This is a genomic window from Paenibacillus sp. IHB B 3084 (assembly GCF_001447315.1).
Classification (GTDB): domain Bacteria; phylum Bacillota; class Bacilli; order Paenibacillales; family Paenibacillaceae; genus Paenibacillus.
Window position 1 is genome coordinate 4,755,346 of record NZ_CP013203.1, and the last position, 21,625, is coordinate 4,776,970.

19 protein-coding genes and 1 tRNA gene are annotated in these 21,625 nt (G+C 47.2%); 14 read left to right on the plus strand and 6 right to left on the minus strand.

Going from position 1 to position 21,625, the window contains the following annotated elements; translation table 11 throughout:
• Nucleotides 1-49 precede the first annotated feature (49 nt).
• Nucleotides 50-445, plus strand: a complete 396-nt coding sequence (locus tag ASL14_RS22265) for a DUF5665 domain-containing protein (RefSeq protein WP_420873661.1) — start codon at nucleotides 50-52, stop codon at nucleotides 443-445.
• A gap of 30 nt (nucleotides 446-475) precedes the next feature.
• Here ASL14_RS22265 and ASL14_RS22270 read toward each other — a convergent pair whose 3' ends face one another.
• Nucleotides 476-1,207, minus strand: a complete 732-nt coding sequence (locus ASL14_RS22270) for a TraR/DksA C4-type zinc finger protein (protein WP_134913498.1) — start codon at nucleotides 1,205-1,207, stop codon at nucleotides 476-478.
• A 237-nt stretch (nucleotides 1,208-1,444) separates the two neighbouring features.
• Between ASL14_RS22270 and lspA the strand changes: the two genes are divergently transcribed.
• The 11 genes from lspA to ASL14_RS22320 all read left to right on the plus strand — a co-directional run bounded on the left by lspA (nucleotide 1,445) and on the right by ASL14_RS22320 (nucleotide 12,748).
• The gene (gene lspA / locus ASL14_RS22275; RefSeq protein WP_134913499.1) at nucleotides 1,445-1,936 is read left to right on the plus strand and encodes a signal peptidase II; all 492 of its coding nucleotides are present in this window, start codon (nucleotides 1,445-1,447) and stop codon (nucleotides 1,934-1,936) included.
• 1 nt (nucleotide 1,937) lies between these two features.
• Nucleotides 1,938-2,909, plus strand: coding sequence for an RluA family pseudouridine synthase (locus ASL14_RS22280; protein ID WP_134913500.1), 972 nt, complete (start codon nucleotides 1,938-1,940; stop codon nucleotides 2,907-2,909).
• 503 nt (nucleotides 2,910-3,412) lie between these two features.
• Nucleotides 3,413-3,979 carry a bifunctional pyr operon transcriptional regulator/uracil phosphoribosyltransferase PyrR gene (gene pyrR / locus ASL14_RS22285; protein ID WP_134913501.1) on the plus strand — a complete coding sequence of 189 codons (567 nt, stop codon included), beginning with the start codon at nucleotides 3,413-3,415 and terminating at the stop codon, nucleotides 3,977-3,979.
• On the plus strand, nucleotides 3,976-4,890 hold the full coding sequence (locus ASL14_RS22290; RefSeq protein ID WP_025684627.1) for an aspartate carbamoyltransferase catalytic subunit: 915 nt from the start codon (nucleotides 3,976-3,978) through the stop codon (nucleotides 4,888-4,890). Before pyrR ends, ASL14_RS22290 begins: the two co-directional genes overlap by 4 nt.
• Nucleotides 4,891-4,994: 104 nt before the next feature.
• Entirely contained in the window at nucleotides 4,995-6,317 is a 1,323-nt protein-coding gene (locus ASL14_RS22295) for a dihydroorotase (protein ID WP_134913502.1), read from the plus strand.
• A 61-nt stretch (nucleotides 6,318-6,378) separates the two neighbouring features.
• Nucleotides 6,379-7,515: a carbamoyl phosphate synthase small subunit gene (locus ASL14_RS22300; RefSeq protein WP_044648411.1), complete on the plus strand. Its 1,137-nt coding sequence runs from the start codon at nucleotides 6,379-6,381 to the stop codon at nucleotides 7,513-7,515.
• A 1-nt stretch (nucleotide 7,516) separates the two neighbouring features.
• Nucleotides 7,517-10,735 (plus strand): carbamoyl-phosphate synthase large subunit, encoded by a 3,219-nt coding sequence (gene carB, locus ASL14_RS22305; RefSeq protein ID WP_134913503.1) that lies wholly within the window; start codon nucleotides 7,517-7,519, stop codon nucleotides 10,733-10,735.
• A 123-nt stretch (nucleotides 10,736-10,858) separates the two neighbouring features.
• Nucleotides 10,859-11,596, plus strand: coding sequence for an orotidine-5'-phosphate decarboxylase (gene pyrF, locus ASL14_RS22310; protein ID WP_134913504.1), 738 nt, complete (start codon nucleotides 10,859-10,861; stop codon nucleotides 11,594-11,596).
• Nucleotides 11,593-12,234 (plus strand): orotate phosphoribosyltransferase, encoded by a 642-nt coding sequence (pyrE, locus tag ASL14_RS22315; protein WP_134913505.1) that lies wholly within the window; start codon nucleotides 11,593-11,595, stop codon nucleotides 12,232-12,234. The genes pyrF and pyrE overlap by 4 nt, the downstream gene beginning before the upstream one ends.
• 149 nt (nucleotides 12,235-12,383) lie before the next feature.
• Nucleotides 12,384-12,548 (plus strand): hypothetical protein, encoded by a 165-nt coding sequence (locus ASL14_RS27515; protein WP_014282411.1) that lies wholly within the window; start codon nucleotides 12,384-12,386, stop codon nucleotides 12,546-12,548.
• Nucleotides 12,549-12,674: 126 nt separating this feature from the next.
• Nucleotides 12,675-12,748 (plus strand) — tRNA-Ile (locus ASL14_RS22320).
• 310 nt (nucleotides 12,749-13,058) lie between these two features.
• Here ASL14_RS22320 and ASL14_RS22325 read toward each other — a convergent pair.
• From ASL14_RS22325 to ASL14_RS22340, 4 genes are all read right to left on the minus strand, one after another.
• Nucleotides 13,059-13,442, minus strand: a complete 384-nt coding sequence (locus tag ASL14_RS22325) for a hypothetical protein (RefSeq protein ID WP_134913506.1) — start codon at nucleotides 13,440-13,442, stop codon at nucleotides 13,059-13,061.
• 100 nt (nucleotides 13,443-13,542) lie between these two features.
• Nucleotides 13,543-14,661 carry a PsbP-related protein gene (locus tag ASL14_RS22330; RefSeq protein WP_134913507.1) on the minus strand — a complete coding sequence of 373 codons (1,119 nt, stop codon included), beginning with the start codon at nucleotides 14,659-14,661 and terminating at the stop codon, nucleotides 13,543-13,545.
• A gap of 334 nt (nucleotides 14,662-14,995) precedes the next feature.
• Nucleotides 14,996-15,304 carry a TetR/AcrR family transcriptional regulator gene (locus ASL14_RS29360; protein ID WP_335338603.1) on the minus strand — a complete coding sequence of 103 codons (309 nt, stop codon included), beginning with the start codon at nucleotides 15,302-15,304 and terminating at the stop codon, nucleotides 14,996-14,998.
• A 168-nt stretch (nucleotides 15,305-15,472) separates the two neighbouring features.
• Entirely contained in the window at nucleotides 15,473-16,975 is a 1,503-nt protein-coding gene (locus ASL14_RS22340) for a GDSL-type esterase/lipase family protein (protein WP_134913508.1), read from the minus strand.
• A gap of 221 nt (nucleotides 16,976-17,196) precedes the next feature.
• Here ASL14_RS22340 and ASL14_RS22345 point away from each other — a divergent pair, with 221 nt between their 5' ends.
• A complete protein-coding gene (locus ASL14_RS22345; RefSeq protein ID WP_134913509.1) occupies nucleotides 17,197-19,458 on the plus strand; it encodes a helix-turn-helix domain-containing protein in 2,262 nt (753 codons plus the stop codon).
• 30 nt (nucleotides 19,459-19,488) lie between these two features.
• Here the strand turns inward: ASL14_RS22345 and ASL14_RS22350 are convergent, their stop codons facing one another.
• On the minus strand, nucleotides 19,489-20,373 hold the full coding sequence (locus tag ASL14_RS22350; protein ID WP_044648420.1) for a carbohydrate ABC transporter permease: 885 nt from the start codon (nucleotides 20,371-20,373) through the stop codon (nucleotides 19,489-19,491).
• 268 nt (nucleotides 20,374-20,641) lie between these two features.
• Here ASL14_RS22350 and ASL14_RS22355 point away from each other — a divergent pair, with 268 nt between their 5' ends.
• Entirely contained in the window at nucleotides 20,642-21,613 is a 972-nt protein-coding gene (locus tag ASL14_RS22355) for an ABC transporter permease (protein ID WP_134913510.1), read from the plus strand.
• Nucleotides 21,614-21,625 lie beyond the last annotated feature (12 nt).

A 21,625-nucleotide genomic window follows, 5' to 3' on the forward strand; every position in this document is an offset into this window, starting at 1 on the left:
TCGGCTCGTTTGCTGCTTTTAGGGCAGCACGGGAAAAGGGGGATTGTGCATGACAGCACGATCAAGGCGCAGACAGGTGAGAAGCCGCCAAGGCATGAATAGAGGAAGTACGGGGGCTGTAGTCACAGATCTAGGTACAGCAGGTGATCAGGCTGACCAGCTAAGCCGTGTGGAAAAGCTGGTGCGTTCTGTGGCGCAGCAGTTGGAACGCACGCGCATTGCTGACTATGCCCTGTTGCTTAACAAGCCTTGGCGACTGCTCTGGCTAAACTTTATATCAGGTCTGTCCCGGGGGCTCGGTATCGCGCTTGGTTTTACTTTTTTCGCGGCGACCATTATTTATGTGCTGCAAGTATTGGGAGCGCTGAATTTGCCGATCATCGGTGATTATATTGCTGATATTGTACGGATTGTGCAGCGGCAATTGGAGCTAAACACCTATTAGGTACTCGTTGCCTGTTAGGATTTGATTTAACTATTCGTCTTCGTGCGTATCCGGCTCCAGCAAACCTTCGCCCTCGCCATCATCCAGATAACGCTGATAAATGGAACTGCGGACAACCGATACATTTTTTCCATATATGTCTGTGGCTACAAAACTTTCGTAAGGCTCTACGAAGCCCATATTATCATCGTTGGCCTCAATTTCCATATCGTCGTAGCTATGAATTTCTCCACTTTCAGCCATGGCTGGTGTATTCGATGTACCCCAGCTTTCAACAATTTGCCAGGCATCTTCACCATCAAAGCCATTTTGATCATCACGCTCATCGAGACTTGTTCTGCCGAATGCAGGAGCCAGAAATTCTTCTTCGACCGGGCGTCGATTAGATACTTCCGTTTCAGGGCTGTATTCTTTACAGTAAATGGTATAGGGAACAGCCAGCAGACGCTCATAAGGAATCGGTTTGCCGCTAGCTGCACAAATGCCATAGGTTCCCTTATCCATTGCCAGCAAGGCTGATTCGATACGTTCTAATTGAAATTCGTCATGCTCCAACAGGGAAATGTCCTTGGCTCGCTCATACGTTTCGGTAGCCAAATCACCCGGATGATTATCAATAGGGGAAAGCTCGCCAGTCTGATCGCGTTGGGAATCACTAAGTCCATAATGATCGTTGTCCTGCAAACGATGCTCAATCTCTTTTTTACGTTCCAGCAGTTCGTTACGCAATCCCTGCAATTGTTGCTCCGTCAATGGGGACATGGAATCCTCTCCTTATTCTAGGTTAAACCTGCGCGTGCGCTATGTCGGTTATGCTCCTTGTAGTTTGCACCGGGAAGACCTCTTTTACATAGGAAATTCTGATCAAATGCGCTGGAGTTGATTTCATTCGTAATCCAGTACCGATAGCTCGCGGGATTCGTGGACGATCTGAGAAGGCTTATGCTACAATAAATGGGTTCGACAACGGATATAAGCAGATCGGAGTGACGAAGGACTGTGATTTATTTTGGTATTGCGCTAATTATTTTTTTGATTGATCAGGGAGTCAAATATTTGGTGGCTACGCGCATGGAATTGTACGAGCAGATACCCGTCATCGGCAATTTCTTTCTAATCACGTCCCATCGTAACCGGGGAGCCGCTTTTGGGATTTTGGAAGGCCAGCGTTGGCTGTTTATCGTGATTACGATTGTGGTGGTGATCGGTATCATATGGTATTTGCGGAAAACGGTTAAGGCCGGGCAGAAATTGCTTCCAGTTGCATTAAGTTTGGTACTTGGAGGCGCGGTCGGTAACTTTTTGGATCGGGCTATTTCAGGGGAAGTGGTTGATTTTGCTCAATTCAATTTTGGAAGCTATACGTTTCCGATTTTTAATGTGGCAGATTCGGCGATTGTCATTGGTGTAGCACTGATTATTTTGGATACATTGCTGGAATCGCGTCGGAACAAAGGTAATGGCAGTGATAGCATTGAAGGGAAGTCATAGCATGAAAGAAGTAAACGAAAACGGCGGAGCCACAGGTTTGTCTTATGAGGACGAACTGGAGGGTGAATCTCTGGAATGGACAGCGGAATCCGGGGATGCCAAAACACGTATAGACAAATATATCGCCGAAGAAATGAAGGATGTGTCGCGTTCCCAGATTCAATTGTGGATCGGGAACGGTCGGGTGCTGGTGAATGGGACAGCGATCAAGGCGAATTACAAGCTGGCTGAAGGTGACCGAATTTCATTATCCGTACCTGAGCCGGAGAGTGTAGATATTGTACCGGAAAATATTCCGCTGGATGTTGTTTACGAGGATTCGGACGTCATTGTCATTAACAAGCAACGTGGTCTGGTTGTACATCCTGCACCAGGACACTCTTCGGGAACTTTGGTCAACGCGCTCATGTACCACTGTCATGATCTTTCCGGCATTAACGGAGAATTGCGTCCTGGTATCGTCCATCGTATTGATAAGGATACATCAGGACTGCTGATGGCGGCCAAAAATGATCAGGCTCACGCCTCGCTCGCAGCGCAGCTCAAGGACCACAGTGTCACTCGCAAATATATAGCGCTGGTTCACGGCCATCTAAGTCATGATCAGGGAACAGTAGATGCTCCCATCGGGCGTGATTCGGGGGACCGCAAATTGTTCACTGTGACAGAGCGCAACAGCAAGCATGCAGTTACCCATTTTCTCGTGATTGAGCGTTTGGGAGATTACACCTTGCTGGAACTTCAACTGGAAACAGGGCGTACGCATCAAATCCGTGTGCACATGAAATTTATTGGGCACCCGTTGGTCGGTGATCCGATGTATGGACGTAGCAAAGGGATCCATATGGACGGTCAGGCTCTACATGCCGCAGTATTGGGCTTTAAGCATCCCACCACTGGAGAGTACATGGAGTTCAGTAGACCGATTCCTCCCGATATGGAAGATGTATTGGCATCTTTACGCAGTCGGTAAACCATCACAAATTGCATTCGTATTCACAAACCTGAATAATGATTAAGCATAACCGCCTATGGGCGGTTATTTTTTGTTATTGGGCAAGGTGTATGTAAAAACAACTATGGATAATTATACAGTAAAGATGTATAATTATTTAAGTGCTTCCGGTGGCTCCGGTTGAACAGGTGTTGACACGTGATTTTCAATCTGTCATACTTCTTGTAGTTGCGATGAACTTTGTCCAAAAGATGGCTTGCCATCTTTCACTATGAGAAGCTGGATAAAGAAAATCCTGAATAGCACCTTTAAATCAGTCCCGTGAGGCTGGCAAGGTAACGTGAATGGATCACTGATCAGTGCATCCGCTGCGGCGGTATGTCTTCAGTGTATCCGAGAGATCGGAGAACGGTGAAAGACTGTTCATACGAGACTCCTTGCCAAACTTGGGCAAGGAGTCTTTTTTGTATCCGAACACGGGACCAGGTCTGAAGGGAACATAACCTGAGGAGGCTGGAAGCATGAGTAATGAGATACATGTACTGATGGATGAAATTGCGATTCGCCGGGCTTTGACACGGATTGCACATGAAATTTTGGAAAAAAATAAAGGTATTGACAATTGTGTGCTGGTAGGCATTCGAACGCGAGGGGTTCATCTGGCGCAGCGTCTCGCTGCAAAAATCGCTGAAATTGAGGGCGCTCCGATTCCATGGGGGGAGCTGGATGTCACAGCTTACCGCGATGACCGGGGGAACAATGCCGAAGCCAAGGGAAATGGAAAAGAGCTTTTGATGAATCCCACTGACGTATCGGTTCATGATAAGAAAGTCATTCTCTTCGACGATGTGCTGTACACAGGCCGTACTATTCGCGCGGCGATGGACGCATTGATGCACTGCGGACGACCGCAAATGATCCAGCTGGCGGTGCTGGCAGATCGCGGACACCGTGAGCTTCCGATTCGTCCGGATTACATCGGCAAGAACATCCCGACCTCCAAATCCGAGGAAATCGTAGTTGCGCTTCAGGAGACGGACGGTAAGGACGAAGTGACGATCAATCAGAACCGGGGGGAACAGGCATGATTACAACAACCAGTCAACTTAGAGAACGCAGCCTGCTCGGATTAAAAGAACTTAGCCGAAATGAAATCGAGTCCATTCTGGATCGCGCTCATTATTGGGAATCACAGCCGGAAAAGCTGGTTCCAGTGCTACAATCACGCTTTGCGGCTAACATGTTTTTTGAAAACAGCACCCGCACCCGCTTTTCTTTTGAAATGGCGGAAAAACGCTTAGGCGCTCAGGTTTTGAACTTTTCCGCTGCGGCCTCCAGTGTAGAAAAAGGGGAATCCATCTACGACACGGTGCGCACGCTTGAATCGATGGGCATCGACGCAGGAGTCATTCGGCTGAAGCCAGCCGGAGTGCTGCAAGAGCTTGCTGAGAAGGTCAGTGTCCCACTGGTAAATGCTGGTGATGGCAACAACGAGCATCCAACGCAGGCGTTGCTGGATCTGTACACGATGCGTAAGACTTTCGGCGAGCTAAAAGGCTTGCGAGTATCCATCATTGGAGACATTCTGCACAGCCGTGTGGCTCGATCGAATCTGTGGGCCTTGCAAAAATTTGGAGCCCAGGTTAGCTTCTGCGCGCCGGACAATATGCAGGCATCTGATCTTGCGGCGCACGCGCCTTATGTACCGATGCAAGAGGCATTGCAGGCAGACGTAGTTATGATGCTTCGGGTACAGTTGGAACGACACGCCGAAGGAATGCTGCGCTCAGCGGATGAGTATCGCGAGCAGTACGGCTTGACAGAGCAAAGAGCAGCCAATCTTAAACCCGGAACGATCATTATGCATCCGGCTCCAGTAAACCGGAATGTGGAAATCGACAGTGCAGTCGTGGAAAGCGAACAATCACGGATTTTCCCGCAGATGGCAAACGGGGTTCCAATCCGCATGGCGGTTATGGAACGGGCAATGAAGCTGTAGAAGCTGTCCCGCAGGATCGCGGAACTAGCATTGGTAACGGTTAAAGCAAAGCATAACAAGCAGCGGCAAAAGTTGCAGAAAACCTGAGCGGAGGAACTTTTTACATGAACCAATTAATTATGAACGCAAGCGTATTGAACGAACAGGGCGAAGCTGAACTGAAATCTATTCTGATCGCGGATGGAAAAATCCTAGCAATCGTAAATGCGGACGCTGGAGTTAGTCTACTCGTGGAAGAAGGGGCATCCGAGCAGGAGAGCCAAGTCGAAAAAATCGACGCCCAAGGCAAGCTGGTGATTCCCGGTTTGATCGACATGCATGTGCATCTGAGAGAACCTGGCTTTGAATATAAAGAAACGATTGAAACGGGCAGCCGCGCGGCGGTGAAAGGCGGATTTACGACGATTGCCTGCATGCCGAACACACGCCCGGTGACAGACAATGCGGATACGGTTCAACTGGTACTGAAAAAGGGCCAGGACGCCGGGCTTGCCAAGGTACTTCCTTACGCAGCCATTACGAAAAACGAGTTGGGCCGCGAGCTGACGGACTTTGAAGCGCTCAAAGCAGCAGGCGCAATCGGCTTTACTGACGACGGTGTCGGGGTGCAAAGCGCGCAAATGATGAAGGACGCCATGGCGCGGGCCAAAGCGCTGGATATGCCGGTTATTGCTCACTGCGAAGATAACACGCTTGTTGAAGGAGCGGCGGTGACAGACGGCGAATTTGCCAAGCGTCACGGACTTAAAGGCATTCCGAACGAATCTGAAGCGATTCACGTCGGACGGGACATTTTACTATCCGAGGCAACCGGGGCACACTATCATGTATGCCATGTCAGCACGGAGCAGTCTGTGCGGTTGATCCGCCACGCGAAATCTTTTGGCATCAAGGTAACGGCTGAGGTATGTCCACACCATCTGGTATTGTCGGATGAAGACATTCCGGGGCTGGATGCGAATTGGAAAATGAATCCTCCGCTGCGCTCCCCGCGTGATGTGCAGGCCTGCATCGAGGGACTGGAGGACGGTACGATCGACATCATCGTAACCGACCATGCGGCACACAGCGAAGAAGAGAAGGCAAAAGGCTTGGAACTAGCACCTTTCGGTATCGTTGGCTTTGAAACAGCTTTTCCGCTGCTGTACACGAAATTTGTAGCTACCGGACAATGGACGCTGGACTTTCTGGTACGGCGCATGACGACTGACCCGGCGCGTGTCTTCCGCCTCGACACAGGGCGCTTGGAAGAAGGAGCCCCCGCCGACCTGACCATGATTGATCTGGAGCAGGAGCAGGCCGTTGATCCGCAAACATTTGCCAGCAAAGGACGGAACACTCCTTTTACAGGCTGGAAACTTAAAGGCTGGCCAGTGAAAACTTGGGTAGACGGCAGACTGGTATGGTCTGCTGACGAAGTGAAATAAATACAAACCACTAAAATAATAGAACCTTATAGCAGGAAATCATACAGAGGAGTGAGACGGGATGCAGGCAAGATTGTTGCTTCAGGACGGCACGCTGTTTACAGGCACAGCATTTGGTGCGGACGGTGAAAAAACAGGCGAGGTCGTTTTCAACACAGGGATTACAGGCTACCAGGAGGTACTGACTGATCCCTCTTATTGCGGACAAATCGTAACGATGACTTACCCGCTGATTGGCAATTACGGAATTACTCGGGATGACTTCGAGTCGGTACGGCCTTATGTGCATGGCTTTGCCGTTCGACGTTACGAGCCGGTGCCAAGCAACTGGCGTGCCCAATACAGCGTGGACGATTTGCTGAAGGAATATGGCATCATTGGCATTAGCGACATCGACACCCGCATGCTTACCCGGATTATTCGCCATCACGGCACGATGAAGGGCATTTTGACGACAGGCACTCAGCCTGTGGAGGAACTGAAAGAAATGATGGCTGACCTGACGATTGAAGAACTGCGTAATCAGGTTCCATTGACCTCTACACCTCATCCGTATAGCAGCCCTGGCAACGGGGAGCGGATCGTACTGATTGACTATGGTGCTAAGAGCGGTATCTTGCGCGAGCTGAATAAACGGGATTGTGATGTGGTTGTTGTTCCACATGATACAACGGCAGAGGAAATTCGTCGCTTGGACCCGGACGGAATTCAGTTGTCCAACGGCCCTGGAGACCCCAAAGACGTACCGCATGCCGTACGCACGGTGGCTGAACTGCTAGGGGAATATCCGATCTTCGGAATTTGCCTGGGACACCAGCTGTTTGCCTTAGCTTCGGGAGCGGATACGGAGAAACTGAAATTCGGTCATCGCGGCGGTAACCATCCGGTGAAGGAACTGGAGAGTGGACGCTGCTTCATTACTTCACAAAATCACGGCTATACCGTGAATGAGGGTTCGATCGAAGGAACCGAGCTTGAAGTGACGCATATTAATAACAACGATAAAACGATTGAAGGTCTTAAGCATACCAAGTATCCCGCGTTTTCGGTGCAATATCATCCGGAGGCTGCGCCTGGACCTTACGATAATGGCTACTTGTTTGACCGCTTTCTGGACATGATCCGTGAGCACAAAAGAAATCATCCAAAGCAACCGCGTCAGGCTGCTATCGCCGCCGCAGTGAGAGGAGAGCGCTAATATGCCGAAAAATACAGAACATAAAAAAATACTCGTAATTGGTTCCGGCCCTATCGTGATTGGTCAGGCTGCGGAATTCGACTACGCTGGTACACAAGCTTGTCAAGCGCTCAAAGAAGAAGGCGTCGAGGTAGTGCTGATCAACAGTAACCCGGCAACCATCATGACAGACACGAACATGGCGGACAAAGTATACATCGAGCCGATTACACTTGATTTTGTAACACAAATTATCCGTCAAGAGCGTCCGGATGGCCTGCTTCCTACACTGGGAGGACAAACAGGACTGAATATGGCGGTGGAGCTGGCTCGTGCCGGAGTACTGGAGCGTGAAAACGTCAAGCTGCTGGGAACACAGCTGACTTCGATTGAAAAAGCCGAAGACCGTGACTTGTTCCGCGATTTGATGCGTGAGCTGGAACAGCCTGTACCTGAGAGTGTCATTGTTACAACGTTAGAGGAATCGCTGGATTTTGCTAACGAAATCGGTTATCCGATTATCGTTCGCCCGGCTTATACGCTGGGTGGAACAGGCGGCGGGATCTGTGTAAACGAAGAAGAACTGCGTGAGACGGTAAGCTCTGGCTTGCGTTACAGTCCAATTGGACAATGTCTGGTGGAAAAAAGCATCGCAGGCATGAAGGAAGTCGAGTATGAGGTCATGCGTGACGGCAATGATAACTGTATCGTTGTCTGCAATATGGAAAACTTTGATCCGGTCGGCGTACATACTGGCGACAGTATCGTTGTAGCGCCGAGTCAGACGCTGTCAGATCGCGAGTACCAGATGTTACGCTCCGCTTCCCTGAAAATTATCCGTGCTCTCAACATTGAAGGCGGATGTAATGTGCAGTTTGCACTTGATCCACACAGCTATCAATACTATGTCATTGAAGTAAATCCGCGGGTGAGTCGTTCCTCAGCGCTGGCTTCCAAGGCGACTGGATATCCAATTGCCAAAATGGCTGCCAAAATTGCGCTGGGCTACACGCTGGATGAAATCGTGAACCCGGTAACGGGACAAACGTATGCTTGCTTTGAGCCTACTCTGGATTACATCGTGAGCAAAATACCGCGCTGGCCGTTCGATAAATTCATTTCTGCCAACCGCAAGCTGGGCACGCAAATGAAAGCAACTGGCGAAGTGATGGCTATCGGACGCACGTTCGAAGAGTCCATCCACAAAGCGGTACGGTCGCTGGAAATCGGTGTACATCGTCTGCATCTTAAGGGGGCCGATCAACTGTCGGATGAGGTGCTCACGGAGCGCCTGATTAAAGCAGATGATGAGCGCTTGTTCCTGGTAGCTGAGGCATTCCGTCGTGGCTGGGAGCAGCAGGAAATTCAGGATTTAACGAAAATTGACTGGTGGTTCCTTGACAAGGTAGAGGGCATCGTCAAGTTCGAAGCCAAAATGGCTGAAGAATCCGAACTGACCTACGAAAGACTCTATCAGGCCAAACGTAATGGCTTTACGGACCGCTCCATCGCCGAGGTTCGCAGTCTGGGCCAACCGGGTGGCAGCATGACAACCGAGCGCGAGGTACGTGAGTTCCGCCTGAGTCACAACCTGCGTCCTGTCTATAAAATGGTAGATACATGCGCAGCCGAGTTTGAAGCTACAACGCCGTACTACTACTCCTCTTATGAGGTGGAAAACGAAGTGATTCCATCCAATAAAGAGAAAGTCATCGTACTCGGCTCCGGGCCGATTCGGATCGGGCAAGGGATTGAATTTGATTACTCCACCGTACATGCGGTATGGGCCATTCAAAAAGCAGGCTACGAAGCAGTAATTATCAATAACAACCCAGAAACGGTATCTACGGACTTTAACACATCCGACCGTCTCTACTTTGAGCCGCTTTTCTTCGAGGATGTTATGAATGTCATCGAGCAGGAAAAACCGATTGGCGTTATCGTCCAGTTCGGCGGTCAAACGGCCATTAATCTCGCAGCTCCGCTTAGTGCGGCAGGCGTGAACATTTTGGGTACGAGTCTGGAAAGTATCGACGAAGCGGAAGATAGGAAAAAGTTTGAGCGGCTGCTGTCACGTCTGGCTATTGCACAGCCTAAAGGCAACACGGTCATCTCGGTAGATGAAGCGGTAGGAACTGCGCAGGCGCTGGGCTACCCGGTGCTGGTGCGTCCATCCTACGTCCTCGGCGGACGGGCGATGGAGATTGTATACTCCGATTCGGAATTGCTGCGCTACATGGAAGAAGCCGTTAAAATCAACCCTGAACACCCGGTGCTGATCGACCGTTACATGCTGGGCAAAGAAGTTGAGGTTGACGCCATCTGTGACGGCGATACGGTACTGGTGCCGGGCATTATGGAGCATGTGGAACGGGCTGGGGTTCACTCAGGTGACTCTATCGCGGTGTATCCGCCGCAGCACTTGTCCGACGAGCTGAAGCAAAAAATCGTGGAAATCACGATCAGCATCGCCAAGGAATTGAAAACGATTGGCCTGGTGAACATCCAGTTCGTCATTCATAAAGATGAGGTGTATGTGATTGAGGTCAACCCGCGTTCCTCGCGGACGGTTCCTTTCCTGAGCAAAGTCACGAATATCCCGATGGCGAATCTGGCGACACAGGCCATTTTGGGCGGCAAGCTCAAGGATGCGGGCTATACAGAAGGGCTATGGCCTGAAAGTAATTATGTCTCGGTCAAGGTTCCGGTATTCTCTTTTGCCAAGCTGCGCCGTGTAGAGCCGACCCTGGGGCCGGAAATGAAATCGACGGGTGAAGTGATGGGACGCGACATTCAGTACGCCAAAGCGCTGTACAAAGGACTCGTAGGTGCTGGTATGAAAATCCCATCTACCGGAGCGATCATCATCACGGTGGCGGATAAGGACAAAGAAGAAGCAGTCGAGTTGATGCAGGGCTTTTACAGACTGGGCTACAAAATTATTGCAACAGGTGGAACGGCGGCTGCGCTGGAGCAGGCTAACATTCCAGTGAAGACGATCAACAAGCTGAGCGAGGGAACCCCGAACATCTTGGATATGATCCGCACGGGTGAAGCCAACTTCGTCTTCAATACGCTGACCAAGGGGAAAACGCCAGAGCGTGACGGATTCCGCATCCGCCGTGAAGCGGTTGAGAACGGCATCGTCTGCATGACCTCGCTGGATACTGTACGCGCTTTGCTGAGAATGCTGGAGACGATTAACTTTACATCCGAATCCATGCCGGTTCTGAGCCACTAACGCGATACGAATAGAGGATGAAAAATAAGTAGTACAGGAAAGGACATTCATCAGCTTCGGCTGACGGATGTCCTTTATCACGGGAAAATTACCCGAATTGACGTGAAAAGGGGATGCAGGACGGTGAACGAAGCATTTCAGCAGATGGCAGGACAGCTGATGGTCGCGTTAGATTATCCGGATGCGCAGCAGGCGGAGCGGCTCATACAACAGCTGGAAGGTATTCCCTGTTATATAAAAGTAGGCATGCAGTTGTTTTATAGCGCAGGGCCAGCTTTTGTAGAGCAGCTAAAGACGAGAGGATACTCCGTATTTCTGGATTTGAAAATGCATGATATTCCCAACACCGTACGGGGAGGTGCGGAGAGCATCACCCGCCTGGGTGTGGATATGTTCAACGTACATGCTGCCGGAGGGCGAAATATGATGGCAGCCGCCAAGGCTGGGGCCGAAGCCGCTGTTTTGGCAGACAGTTCACTTGCCATGCCACTCATTATAGCAGTTACACAGTTGACCAGTACGGACCAGACAACCATGAATAAGGAGATAGGCATTCCCGGTACAGTACAGGATGTGGTCGTTCGATACGCACAACTGACCCGTGAGGCGGGACTGGACGGAGTAGTGGCATCCCCATTGGAAGTGCCTGCGATCCGCGCTGTATGCGGGCCGGACTTCAAGGCAATTACCCCCGGTATACGTCCGGCAGGAAGCGCTACAGGTGACCAGTCACGTGTAGTGACACCCGGACAAGCCATCGCCCAAGGCAGCAGCTACATCGTCGTTGGACGGCCCATCACGGCCGCAGCAGACCCACGTGCCGCAGCGGAACACATTATTGAGGAGATGATCCAAGTATGACTACATTAAATAATATACCCGAGCAAATTGCATCCCATCTGTTACGTATTCAGGCGGTAGCGCTGCGTCCGCAGCAGCCTTTTACATGGACATCCGGCATTAAATCGCCTATCTACTGTGACAATCGCCTGACCATGTCCTACCCGGAGGTGCGCGAGCTGATTGCTGATTCGTTCGCTGCTGTGATCCGTGAGCAATACCCTGAAACCGAAGTCATTGCAGGCACGGCTACAGCGGGGATTCCTCATGCTGCCTGGGTGGCGCAAAAGCTTAATCTGCCGATGGCATATGTAAGAGACAAAGCCAAAGGACACGGCAAAGAGAACCAAATCGAAGGCCGGATTAGTGAGGGACAAAAGGTTATTGTTATCGAGGATCTCATCTCGACTGGCGGCAGCTCCATCAAAGCAGCGCAGGCCGTAGAGCAAGCAGGCGCCCAGCCGTTAGCTGTACTCGCTATTTTCAGCTATCAGCTTGATAAAGCGACTCAAGCCTTTGCAGAAGCAGGGGTGAAGCTGCAAAGCTTGTCCAACTACACGGCCCTGATGGACGTTGCCTTGCGTGAAGGGACGATTCAGGAAGAAGAGATGGAACTGCTGCGTTCCTGGCGTCAGGACCCGGCCTCCTTTGGCAAATAAGGCTCAGCATATTGAGTGCAACGGCGCCGTTTATTAAAGCGACTCATACTCGTTGCTAACCGTTGTAGATTGTTATAACTCAGGCTGTGTAAATCGAATTCGATCCGGTTACACTAACTCCTACCATCATGTGAAAAGAGGGAGTTCGGATGTATTGGATTTACTACGGCAGACTGTACACGACCAAATTTCAGGCAGGATGTCTGGCAAAAAGGCTGGAGCACGATGGCTGGATGTACGGCTACAACGATCCCCGCGCAGTGGAGGTGTACCGCTCGCGCAAAGGACGTTATGGCGTCAGGTTTATTCCCTAGATTCATAAAAATAAATTAAAAAAGAAAAATTTTCGGAAAACTATTGACGAAACACAAGAAAATGTTGTATATTAATTAACGCTGCTGTTTTATGTAAATGTAGCGTGAATATACATATTTTTTTGAGGGCCCTTAGCTCAGTTGGTTAGAGCGGTCGGCTCATAACCGATTGGTCGGGGGTTCGAGTCCCTCAGGGCCCATTTCCTCAAAAACCCTTGCCTAGCAAGGGTTTTTTGTTGTTTGTAGATATAAAGGGAAATAGTAAAGCAACATTAAGTGCAATGAAGAGTTCCCTATGGAAAAATATAGAGGGCTCTTCAGGGTTTCGTTGTTAAAATTGCCGATATGAGTTCTTTTCTAAATATCAGAAAGAAGCACTGCCCCCTATTACGGCAGTGCTTCTCCTCTATGTTTATGAAACTGCTTAAAGCGCCTAAGAAACTCATCAGCAAGTCATCATTTTCATGCTAATTGTTAACTTCACGTTCCGAAGTCACTCTTACTACATACTTAGGACACCTTAATGGTGTATACCATTCTTAATTTACCGGTACCGCCGTAGATTTCAACTCTTCCATTTGTTGCAGAATAGGTTTGTAGCAAGCCAGAAGTGGAGACTGTTACATTTCCACTTGCCACTTTATAAGTATCTCCTGGGTAATTAGACAACGCATAGGAGTAATTTCTCGGCAACTTAGCAGTTCTGTAGTATACGCTGTTAACTTCTACAATGGGTGTAATTTCGGGAGAAGGACCCACACCCAGAAGGCGGAAGTTGCTGGTTTGAACATGACTATATGTATTACTTTCTGCTGCAGATGCGCTAGGGACGATAATACTGCCAAGAAGTCCCAATGACAATGCCGTTGTTAATAACATTTTTTTAGTATTCATATAAATTCCTCCTAATGCATTATGGGATTTCTTCTGTAGTTACTATGAATTTAACTCTATATAAAAAGTTCCTCCGAAAAAACTCGAAGGAACTTTATCATTAGTTCTTTTGAATTGTAGATACAGTCAACATAATGGCGAGGGTTGTACCGCCGCCCACATTCTGAAAAGAATAAGATAATGAGGGCACTCCTCTTAGAGTAACACGATCACCGTCAAGAATGTCTCCGGTAGATCCCATATATATGCCGATGATGGAGTTTCCATTGTCATCCATAATATGCACATTAGCAATGGTTCCAATGTCTGTTTCCTCTTCTTGTACCTGAACTACCTGTCCACTTACCTTCACCATTTTATTCAAATAAGGTGTAATGTTTTTAAACAGATGGCGTGTTGTAATTTTTGAATCCACAGCGGCTTTAGCGGCATTTTTTGTTGCAGGTGTTACAGCCGGGAACAGCTCATGATGCTCGACAATGTATTGATAAGTTTTTTCATCAAGGCTTTCATTTTCAACCAGATTAGGAATGATATTAGACATGGCATCCGCTGTTTTCGTATTTTGTGTTACCGAAGAAGCAGGGGCGTTTGCTTGAGAAACAGCATCTATTTTCAGAGAGTTTACCATCTGATCGACCGTTTCTTTACCAATGCTATAATATGAATCTTTGGAAAGAGACAAGGACACAGTGTAAAGCTTTTGATTCTGTGGAACAATGTATTGTGTCAGCACCACAGCTACTCCAGATTGGGGCTGAGTGTACTCAACTTCCAAAATTCCTGCGGTATTATTAAAATTTGGACTACTTTCATATCCCTTGGTTTTAAAATCTTTCATGTTGGTGGTATCTTGTTTGTAATATGCAACTGCAGAGTCCGCTGCTACTTTGGACGTTGTAACCCCGTCCTGAACAGTAATGTTGATATTGTCGGCAAACTGAACCTTGGGGGCTGGATCAACAAAAGAAGCTTTAATAGTAGGTTGGTTGTAATTGCTGACATCATATTCGTTCCAGGTTGAAGGATAATCGAATGAAAACCCCTCCCCGTTATAGGTTTTAAATTGAAGAGAGTCGGCTGCTGTAGTTACTACGGGAGTACTTGTTTCCTTTGATTCGGCAGTACTGGTGGTAGCGACATCTGAATTTGAATTTCCTTGACCACACGCAGATAACGCTAATGAAAGTAAAAGAATAGGTAAAAATTTTTTGGACATATGTAGTGTAACCTCTTTGTGTGCCCCATCGGTTGGGGGATTTGCTTATTTCATCTCGTATAACAATATTATCGGTTTAATTGCTGGATTATGTAATACCTTGTCAATTCCTTACCCTTCCAGTAACTCTCTAGCCCCGTTCATGACTAAAGGCATCGTTTGTTCTACGTCCCCCAGCTTATCATAATGGTGGCTGTGTTTTTTAACTGTTCATTCCGGCTGGTAAGTATCTGATCTTCAACCAGCAGGGAAAATAAAATAGCTTGAATCTGCTGCTTAATTTGAACTTCCAATACAGTGCCCAGCGACTGGTAACTTTTCTGGCAAAGCGTGCTCAGGTCCTTATGAAAATCACACAAAGCCAGGAAGATACATGTATCGTTTCGGCATTTAACAAGGTTCGCCCGCTGATTCCGTCTGCTATGGAGGTCATTAGTGTTCCCGTGATAGTAGCTTCGAGGATTTCATATTTATCAGTAAAATGCGCATAAAAGGTCGCTCTATTAACGGTGGCTTTCTCTGTAATATCGCGTATGGTGATGAATTCAAAATCTTTTTCTTGAACGAGAGAAATAAAAGCGTCTTTGAGCAATTGGCGCGTTTTTTTTACCCGGGGATCATCTTTGTTTTTCTGTATTTTCACATTCCATACCTCCTGTTGAAAACCACAATATCGAAATAGCATTTTATCGGGATGCATCATGTAAAGCTTTTACATCATATGAGCCGAAAATAAACAATAAAAAACGGACATCGGAGTATTCAGCCCCAAGTCCGTTCTTCATCCTTTTATCTTCTTGTTCTATGTGTGTCAGTTTACAAGATGGTGTAAATGCCTTTCACCGCTGTCTTGATTCGTTCCTTCCATGCGCATGAGCTGCTTTAAGGCGTGCAATTCCGTACATTTGCTAATTGCCTCAGCGACCAACTTGGCGATCTGACGCGCTCCTTCATCAGAAAAATGAGTATTATCTGTTACGCCAGCGGGGTAATTCGGATGTGCTTTTTCAGGCAAATGCATAAATAGCTGCTTGGACCCTTCTTCTCCCATGGCCCGATAAAGCTGCTGAGAAGCTTCAAAAATATCGAGCAGCGGTGTCCGGGTTTCCTCTGCTACTCGTCTCATGGCTGCGGGATAGGCTCCCACAGCAAGCGGATCAGGTTCTCCATCTGTAGTAAAGCGGCGGCGGCTTACAGAGGTCAACAGCACTGGAATTCCACCACGCTCCCGAGCAGACTCGATACATTGAATTAAGTTTTGACGATAGTCCCCGTCAGGATCGGTATAGCGGGTGGGATCTTCCTTCTTCTCATCGTTGTGCCCAAATTGAATAAACAGATAATCGCCGGCTCGAAAATCCTTTTCAATATGAGCCAATCGACCTTCCGCTATAAAAGATTTGGTGCTTCGTCCATTAACCGCACGATTGTCCACTTGAATAGACGAGTCAAAATAACTCTGCAAGTGTTCGCCCCAGCCTGTCATCGGTTTTTCGGTAGCTCCTTTTTGGGCAGCCGTGGAATCACCAGCGATAAACAGCCTGGATGTGATCCCCTGTCCTTCCGTAACATAGCTATGTTTTTGGAGCCACTTTTCCGCAAGAGTGAGCCATTGCTGGCACTCGCGGTTATCCTCAGCCAGCCCCAAGCCATGTCGCCCTTCCTCAAATACATGCAGCTCAAATGAAATGCCTGCTCTGGATAATGCGGAAGCCAGCAACAAGCTGTTTTCGACCGGAACAGTGGCGTCATTGGCTGTTGTCCAAATAAAAGTTGGAGGGGTCTGTGAAGTCACTTGTCGATCGGATGAAAAGGCGTGAAGCTGGTCCTGTGTCGGCTGTTCACCTAAAAAATGAGTGCGGCTTCCGATATGTGTATAAGCATCATGAAACGTAATCACGGGGTAGCCCAACAGCAGAAGATCGGGTTTTTCTGTTCCTTTGGTGGCGACGATGGAGGCCAAGTGCCCGCCTGCTGAAAATCCAATCAGACCGACTTGCTCCGGAATTACTTGCCAGTCTTTGGGTGTTTGGCGAATCCACTTTAAGGCGAATTCTACATCCTCCAACAAGGAATCGACCTCAAAATCCCCAACTTGATAATGTAGCACCCCTGCATGAATGCCTAGATCATTCAACCACCGGGCGATTGGTTCTCCTTCATGTTGTGCCAGGTGCTCATAGCCACCGCCAGGCAGTACCAATATAAAAGGGCGAGCTTCGTGGGCCGCTGCTGGATAGAGGGAGAGAAAGGAAGTGTCTACTGGAAATTCTTCTTTTACAATCTGTTCTTTATAACTAATAACGTGTAACATAAGTGACCTCCAAATTCCTTTTTTGAATTCTGCAAGCTAATCCAGATGTACATAAAACGGGATGGGACGGACGTATTGGTATTTAACATTTCTGCTTGAAGAGTGGGCTTAAGCTCCAGGTTTGTTTTTTAAATAAATGCACACGTGAAAAAAATGATTTAAACCTTGTTATGAAAGCGCTATAATTTTGGTGTGATGCAAAGAACCAAAGGGGGAGCGCAATGAAAAAAGGAAGGATGTTCTACACCATTTTTATTACGATTCTGGTTTTGGGAATAGGGTTAGTGGCCAGCTTCGGCAGCTACATCTATTTTACAACAATTAGCTCAGTTGTGGAAAGAGTTTCCAACAGTAAACAAAGCTACATGACGCAGATCAAAAACAGTCTGGAGCAGAAAATCCAAACGATTGAATATGCTTTTAATACGTATAGTACGACCAGTTCATTTGATGAAGTCGTAAAACATCCCATTACAGAAAAAGATTTTGTAGCGTATCGGAATGTGAATTCGCAACTCAATTATATTGCTACGATGGGATTAGAAGGAACGGAATACTCACTGATTAGCCTGGATCAGAATTGGAAAATATCCAATGGAAGCCTGTCCTATTTGACGAAAACAGAACGGGAGAAGCTATTTAAAACCTATATCGACCATCAGGATAAGGGGCTATTCTGGATTAAAACAGGCAAGGGAATCCGCTTTGTAAATACTTTGCCTGTATTCTCCAAAAAGAAGCAAGCCATTGCGCTGTCGGATATTTCGTTGCAAACGTTAAATCGTACAATTCAAGCAGAGGATCACACGGCCGTTTTTATTCTGAATAAACAAGGCGATTTAATGTACGAAACAGAGCCTGTCGACCAATTATTGACCACCCGGCAGCTTCAGCACATTTCAGAGGCTACGGCTACACCCGACAATTCAGGCATGTTGACACTGGAAAAAACGAAGCATCAGCCTGCTCAGCAGGTCATTTATGCCAAGTCTGCTTATAACAACTGGACGTATTTAACGATATTAGATAAAAAGGAGATTTCGAATGCATTCCAAACGACCAAATTCGGGATCATCACGATGGTACTTGTACTTACGTTCTTGATTGTGGTGGTGGCGTATATCATAGCCGTCTATTTTACAAAGCCATTCCAGCAAATTAAACGCAGCCTGCCTAAAAATCCTAATTTTTCGTTCAAAAATGAGCCTTCCAAAAATGAAATTGACTGGATTATTGATTCCATTGACAGCATTGTAACGGAAAAGGAAAGCCTGGAAAGCCTCATTCAGTCCGAAATGCCACAGCTTGAAACCCAATTGATCCTTAACCTGTTTCGCAGGCGTATTTCAACAGAGGAATTGGCACGAAAAATGCCACGTTTGGGCTATCCGCAACTGGAGAACCAAATGTATATTACCCTGTTGATTCAACTGGATAATCTGGGAGATCGGGAGCCCTCGGATAAGGACGTTTTACTGCTGGCTATTAACAAAATCGTAGAAGAAACCATTCCAGAGCAGCAGCGAATGCTTCCCATCATTTTGAACGATGACATCCAGGCGACCATTTTAATGTTTACAGGAAAGAATGAACAGGAAATAAACAAGCAAGTGCTGGATGATGCCACCCTTTTGATTCGAACCGTAAAAGAGTATTTGAATGTATCCGTCAGTATCGGCATTAGTAAATCGTATGACAATTTGTTAGAAAGCAAGGAAGCCTGTGAGATGAGTAAGCAAGCCTTGCACCACCGTTTAAATTTAGGCAAAGAATCCATTATATTTTATGAAGACATTTCCACAGTCATTTCAGGCCCGGTGCTGCTTCATTATCCGACGGAAATGGAATCGCAGCTGTTTGACGCCATTCGAATAGGAGATGAAGAGCAAGTACGACTTACCGTACATTCCTTATTGACTGAAATAATGACAAAGAACAATCATTCCATGAACTTTGAGGTGCTGTTGGTGCGGTTTGTGAATAACCTCATTCAATTGGAACAGCTGCTAGGGATTGAAGTGCTGCTGACGCAGAACAATCATGCGTTGTACCATCGGCTGCTGGACATTCGTAATCCGGAAGAGATCGAGCGTATGCTGGTGGAGCAAGTCATTTCCCCTATGGTAAAAAGCATGAAGGAGAAGACAAACCAGCAATTCCGCTGTCTCTCCGAGAAAATTGCCGCCATGATCCGGGCTGAATATGACCAGGAATTGTCACTGGAGCTCATTGGGGACCGTCTTCATTACAATCCCAATTATTTAAGCAGTATTTTCAAAAAAGAATACGGTACGACGTTCAGCGAATATCTAATGGGCTACCGGCTGCAAATGGGCAAAAAGTGGCTCATTGAGACGGATATGACGATTAAAGAAATCGCCGAGCGATTGCAATATCATAATCCGCAGAACTTTATCCGCTCGTTTCGGAAGAAGGAGCAGGTCACGCCCGGAGCATACCGTAAGATGAAGCAAGCGAATTAAATTGAACTTCACTAGCAATCAAGGGGCAGTTTATCCTTTTACCGCCCCTAATAATGCTCCTTTGACAAAGTGTTTTTGCACAAATGGATACACGATTAGCATAGGAACGGTTGCAACCACAATGACCGCCATCTTAATCGTCTGCGCAGGTGGGATGACATCCACAGAGGTTCCTTCTGCCTGCATACCACTGGAAACGATTACAATTTGGCGAAGCAAGACCTGAATAGGCCATTTGGCGGAATCATTAATATAGAGAATGGCATGCATATACGTATTCCAGTAGGCCACCGCGTAGAAAAGTGAAATGGTTGCAATTGAAGGCATCGCTAACGGAAGCATAATTTTAAAGAAGATGCCAAAATCGTTGCACCCATCCATCTTGGCCGATTCCTCCAGATCATCCGGTAGCGCCTGAAAAAAGTTACGCATAATAATCAGGTTAAATGCATTAATGGCCACGGGAAGGATCAAAGACCAATACGAATTGATAAGCCCCATGCTTTTTACAACCAGGAAAGTTGGAATCATCCCCCCGCTAAACAACATGGAAAACACGACAATGAAGTTAATCGTATTTCGGCCAAGCAGATATCTGCGGGATAATCCGTACGCCATAAAAGCAGTAAAGATCATACTCACCACGGTACCGACGACAGTCACTCCGATCGAAACCCCTAGTCCTCTGAAAATCGTTGGGGTCGACAGGATATACCGATATGCATCCAGGGAAAAAGTGACAGGGAACAAAATGAATTTTTTAGCTACCACTTCTTGGGTTGAGGCAAAAGAGCTGGCGATGATATTCAGAAAAGGCAAGAGACAAGTGAGGGCAATGAGAATTAATAATGTACTATTTACGATGGTAAAAATACGACTGCCCAGCGATTCTTTTTTTAGCGATTTTTGCGCCAAGTGTTTGACCTCCTCGTAATCGTTTACATGTAGACTGTATCAAGAGGGCGGAATTCCGTATATAATCAAATCTTGAGGTGTTCTCCTAAGCATGGAAAAAAGAGGGTAATCATTAGGTTGTGTAGTAATCATTAGGTAAGATGAAAAGCCGGGAAATAGGCGGTATATAAGGTTTTGTAAACGCTACCATTTGATGATTATATGCGTAACGCCAAAAATCACGTACTCTTGAAAACGTATACAGGAACGTTTGAAGGAGGTCGAGCTAATGAAAGTTTCAAGTGTCCCCGCACCGAACATGAAACCGAATATGAAAAAGAAAAAGAACAACAGAACGACGGAAAATCTTTTACGTATGCAAAAACATAAGTTGCTGTATCTGATGGTTTTACCCGGGCTAGTGTACTTCATTATTTTTAAGTATTTCCCTATGGGCGGCTTGGTCATTGCGTTTCAGGATTATCAAGCCTTTCTGGGAATCACGGGCAGCCCGTGGGTAGGAATGAAGCATTTCATTCGTTTATTTACCGAGCCCACGTTTTTCATGCTATTACGTAACACCCTGGTTTTGTTTGCGCTCAACATTGTGATTTTCTTTCCATTACCGATCATTTTGGCATTGATGCTGAATGAGGTCAGGAAGCGTGTGTTTAAAAATATCATCCAAACGATTATCTACATCCCGCACTTTATGTCATGGGTCATCATTGTTTCGATTTCTTATGTATTTTTAACCGTAGACGGCGGGGTACTGAATGAAATGATTGCTGCGCTAGGCGGTGAGAAGATCAGCTTCTTAACTTCCCCGGAATGGTTGCGTACCGTTTATATGGGGCAAGTGATCTGGAAGGAACTTGGCTGGTCTACCATCATTTATCTTTCGGCGATTACGGTCGTGGATACGCAACTGTATGAGGCAGCAGAAATGGACGGTGCCGGACGTCTCCGAAAAACATGGCATGTTACCTTGCCTGCAATTCGCCCAGTCATTATTACGTTGTTAATTTTGAAAATTGGTAGCACGCTGGATTTGGGCTTTGAGCATATGTATCTGCTATTGAACTCACTAAACCGCGAGGTTGCTGAAATCTTTGATACCTACATTTATACAGCGGGCTTAAAGAATGGACAGTTGAGTTTTAGTACGACGGTAGGACTTTTTAAAGGCGTGGTGGGATTAATTCTGATCATGGGCTCCAATCGACTGGCCAAGAAATTTGGTGAAGACGGCGTTTACTAATGACGACGGGAA

Bases quoted from the DNA above. Each gene is read 5' to 3' on its own strand.
- ASL14_RS22270 (WP_134913498.1), bottom strand. From the start codon at position 1,207: ATGTCCCCATTGACGGAGCAACAATTGCAGGGATTGCGTAACGAACTG.
- ASL14_RS27515 (WP_014282411.1), top strand. From the start codon at position 12,384: ATGTATTGGATTTACTACGGCAGACTGTACACGACCAAATTTCAGGCA.
- carB (WP_134913503.1), top strand. From the start codon at position 7,517: ATGCCGAAAAATACAGAACATAAAAAAATACTCGTAATTGGTTCCGGC.
- ASL14_RS22300 (WP_044648411.1), top strand. From the start codon at position 6,379: ATGCAGGCAAGATTGTTGCTTCAGGACGGCACGCTGTTTACAGGCACA.
- ASL14_RS22340 (WP_134913508.1), bottom strand. From the start codon at position 16,975: ATGTTACACGTTATTAGTTATAAAGAACAGATTGTAAAAGAAGAATTT.
- ASL14_RS22265 (WP_420873661.1), top strand. From the start codon at position 50: ATGACAGCACGATCAAGGCGCAGACAGGTGAGAAGCCGCCAAGGCATG.
- ASL14_RS22355 (WP_134913510.1), top strand. From the start codon at position 20,642: ATGAAAGTTTCAAGTGTCCCCGCACCGAACATGAAACCGAATATGAAA.
- ASL14_RS22325 (WP_134913506.1), bottom strand. From the start codon at position 13,442: ATGAATACTAAAAAAATGTTATTAACAACGGCATTGTCATTGGGACTT.
- ASL14_RS22295 (WP_134913502.1), top strand. From the start codon at position 4,995: ATGAACCAATTAATTATGAACGCAAGCGTATTGAACGAACAGGGCGAA.
- ASL14_RS22345 (WP_134913509.1), top strand. From the start codon at position 17,197: ATGAAAAAAGGAAGGATGTTCTACACCATTTTTATTACGATTCTGGTT.
- ASL14_RS22290 (WP_025684627.1), top strand. From the start codon at position 3,976: ATGATTACAACAACCAGTCAACTTAGAGAACGCAGCCTGCTCGGATTA.
- pyrR (WP_134913501.1), top strand. From the start codon at position 3,413: ATGAGTAATGAGATACATGTACTGATGGATGAAATTGCGATTCGCCGG.
- ASL14_RS22280 (WP_134913500.1), top strand. From the start codon at position 1,938: ATGAAAGAAGTAAACGAAAACGGCGGAGCCACAGGTTTGTCTTATGAG.
- ASL14_RS22330 (WP_134913507.1), bottom strand. From the start codon at position 14,661: ATGTCCAAAAAATTTTTACCTATTCTTTTACTTTCATTAGCGTTATCT.
- pyrE (WP_134913505.1), top strand. From the start codon at position 11,593: ATGACTACATTAAATAATATACCCGAGCAAATTGCATCCCATCTGTTA.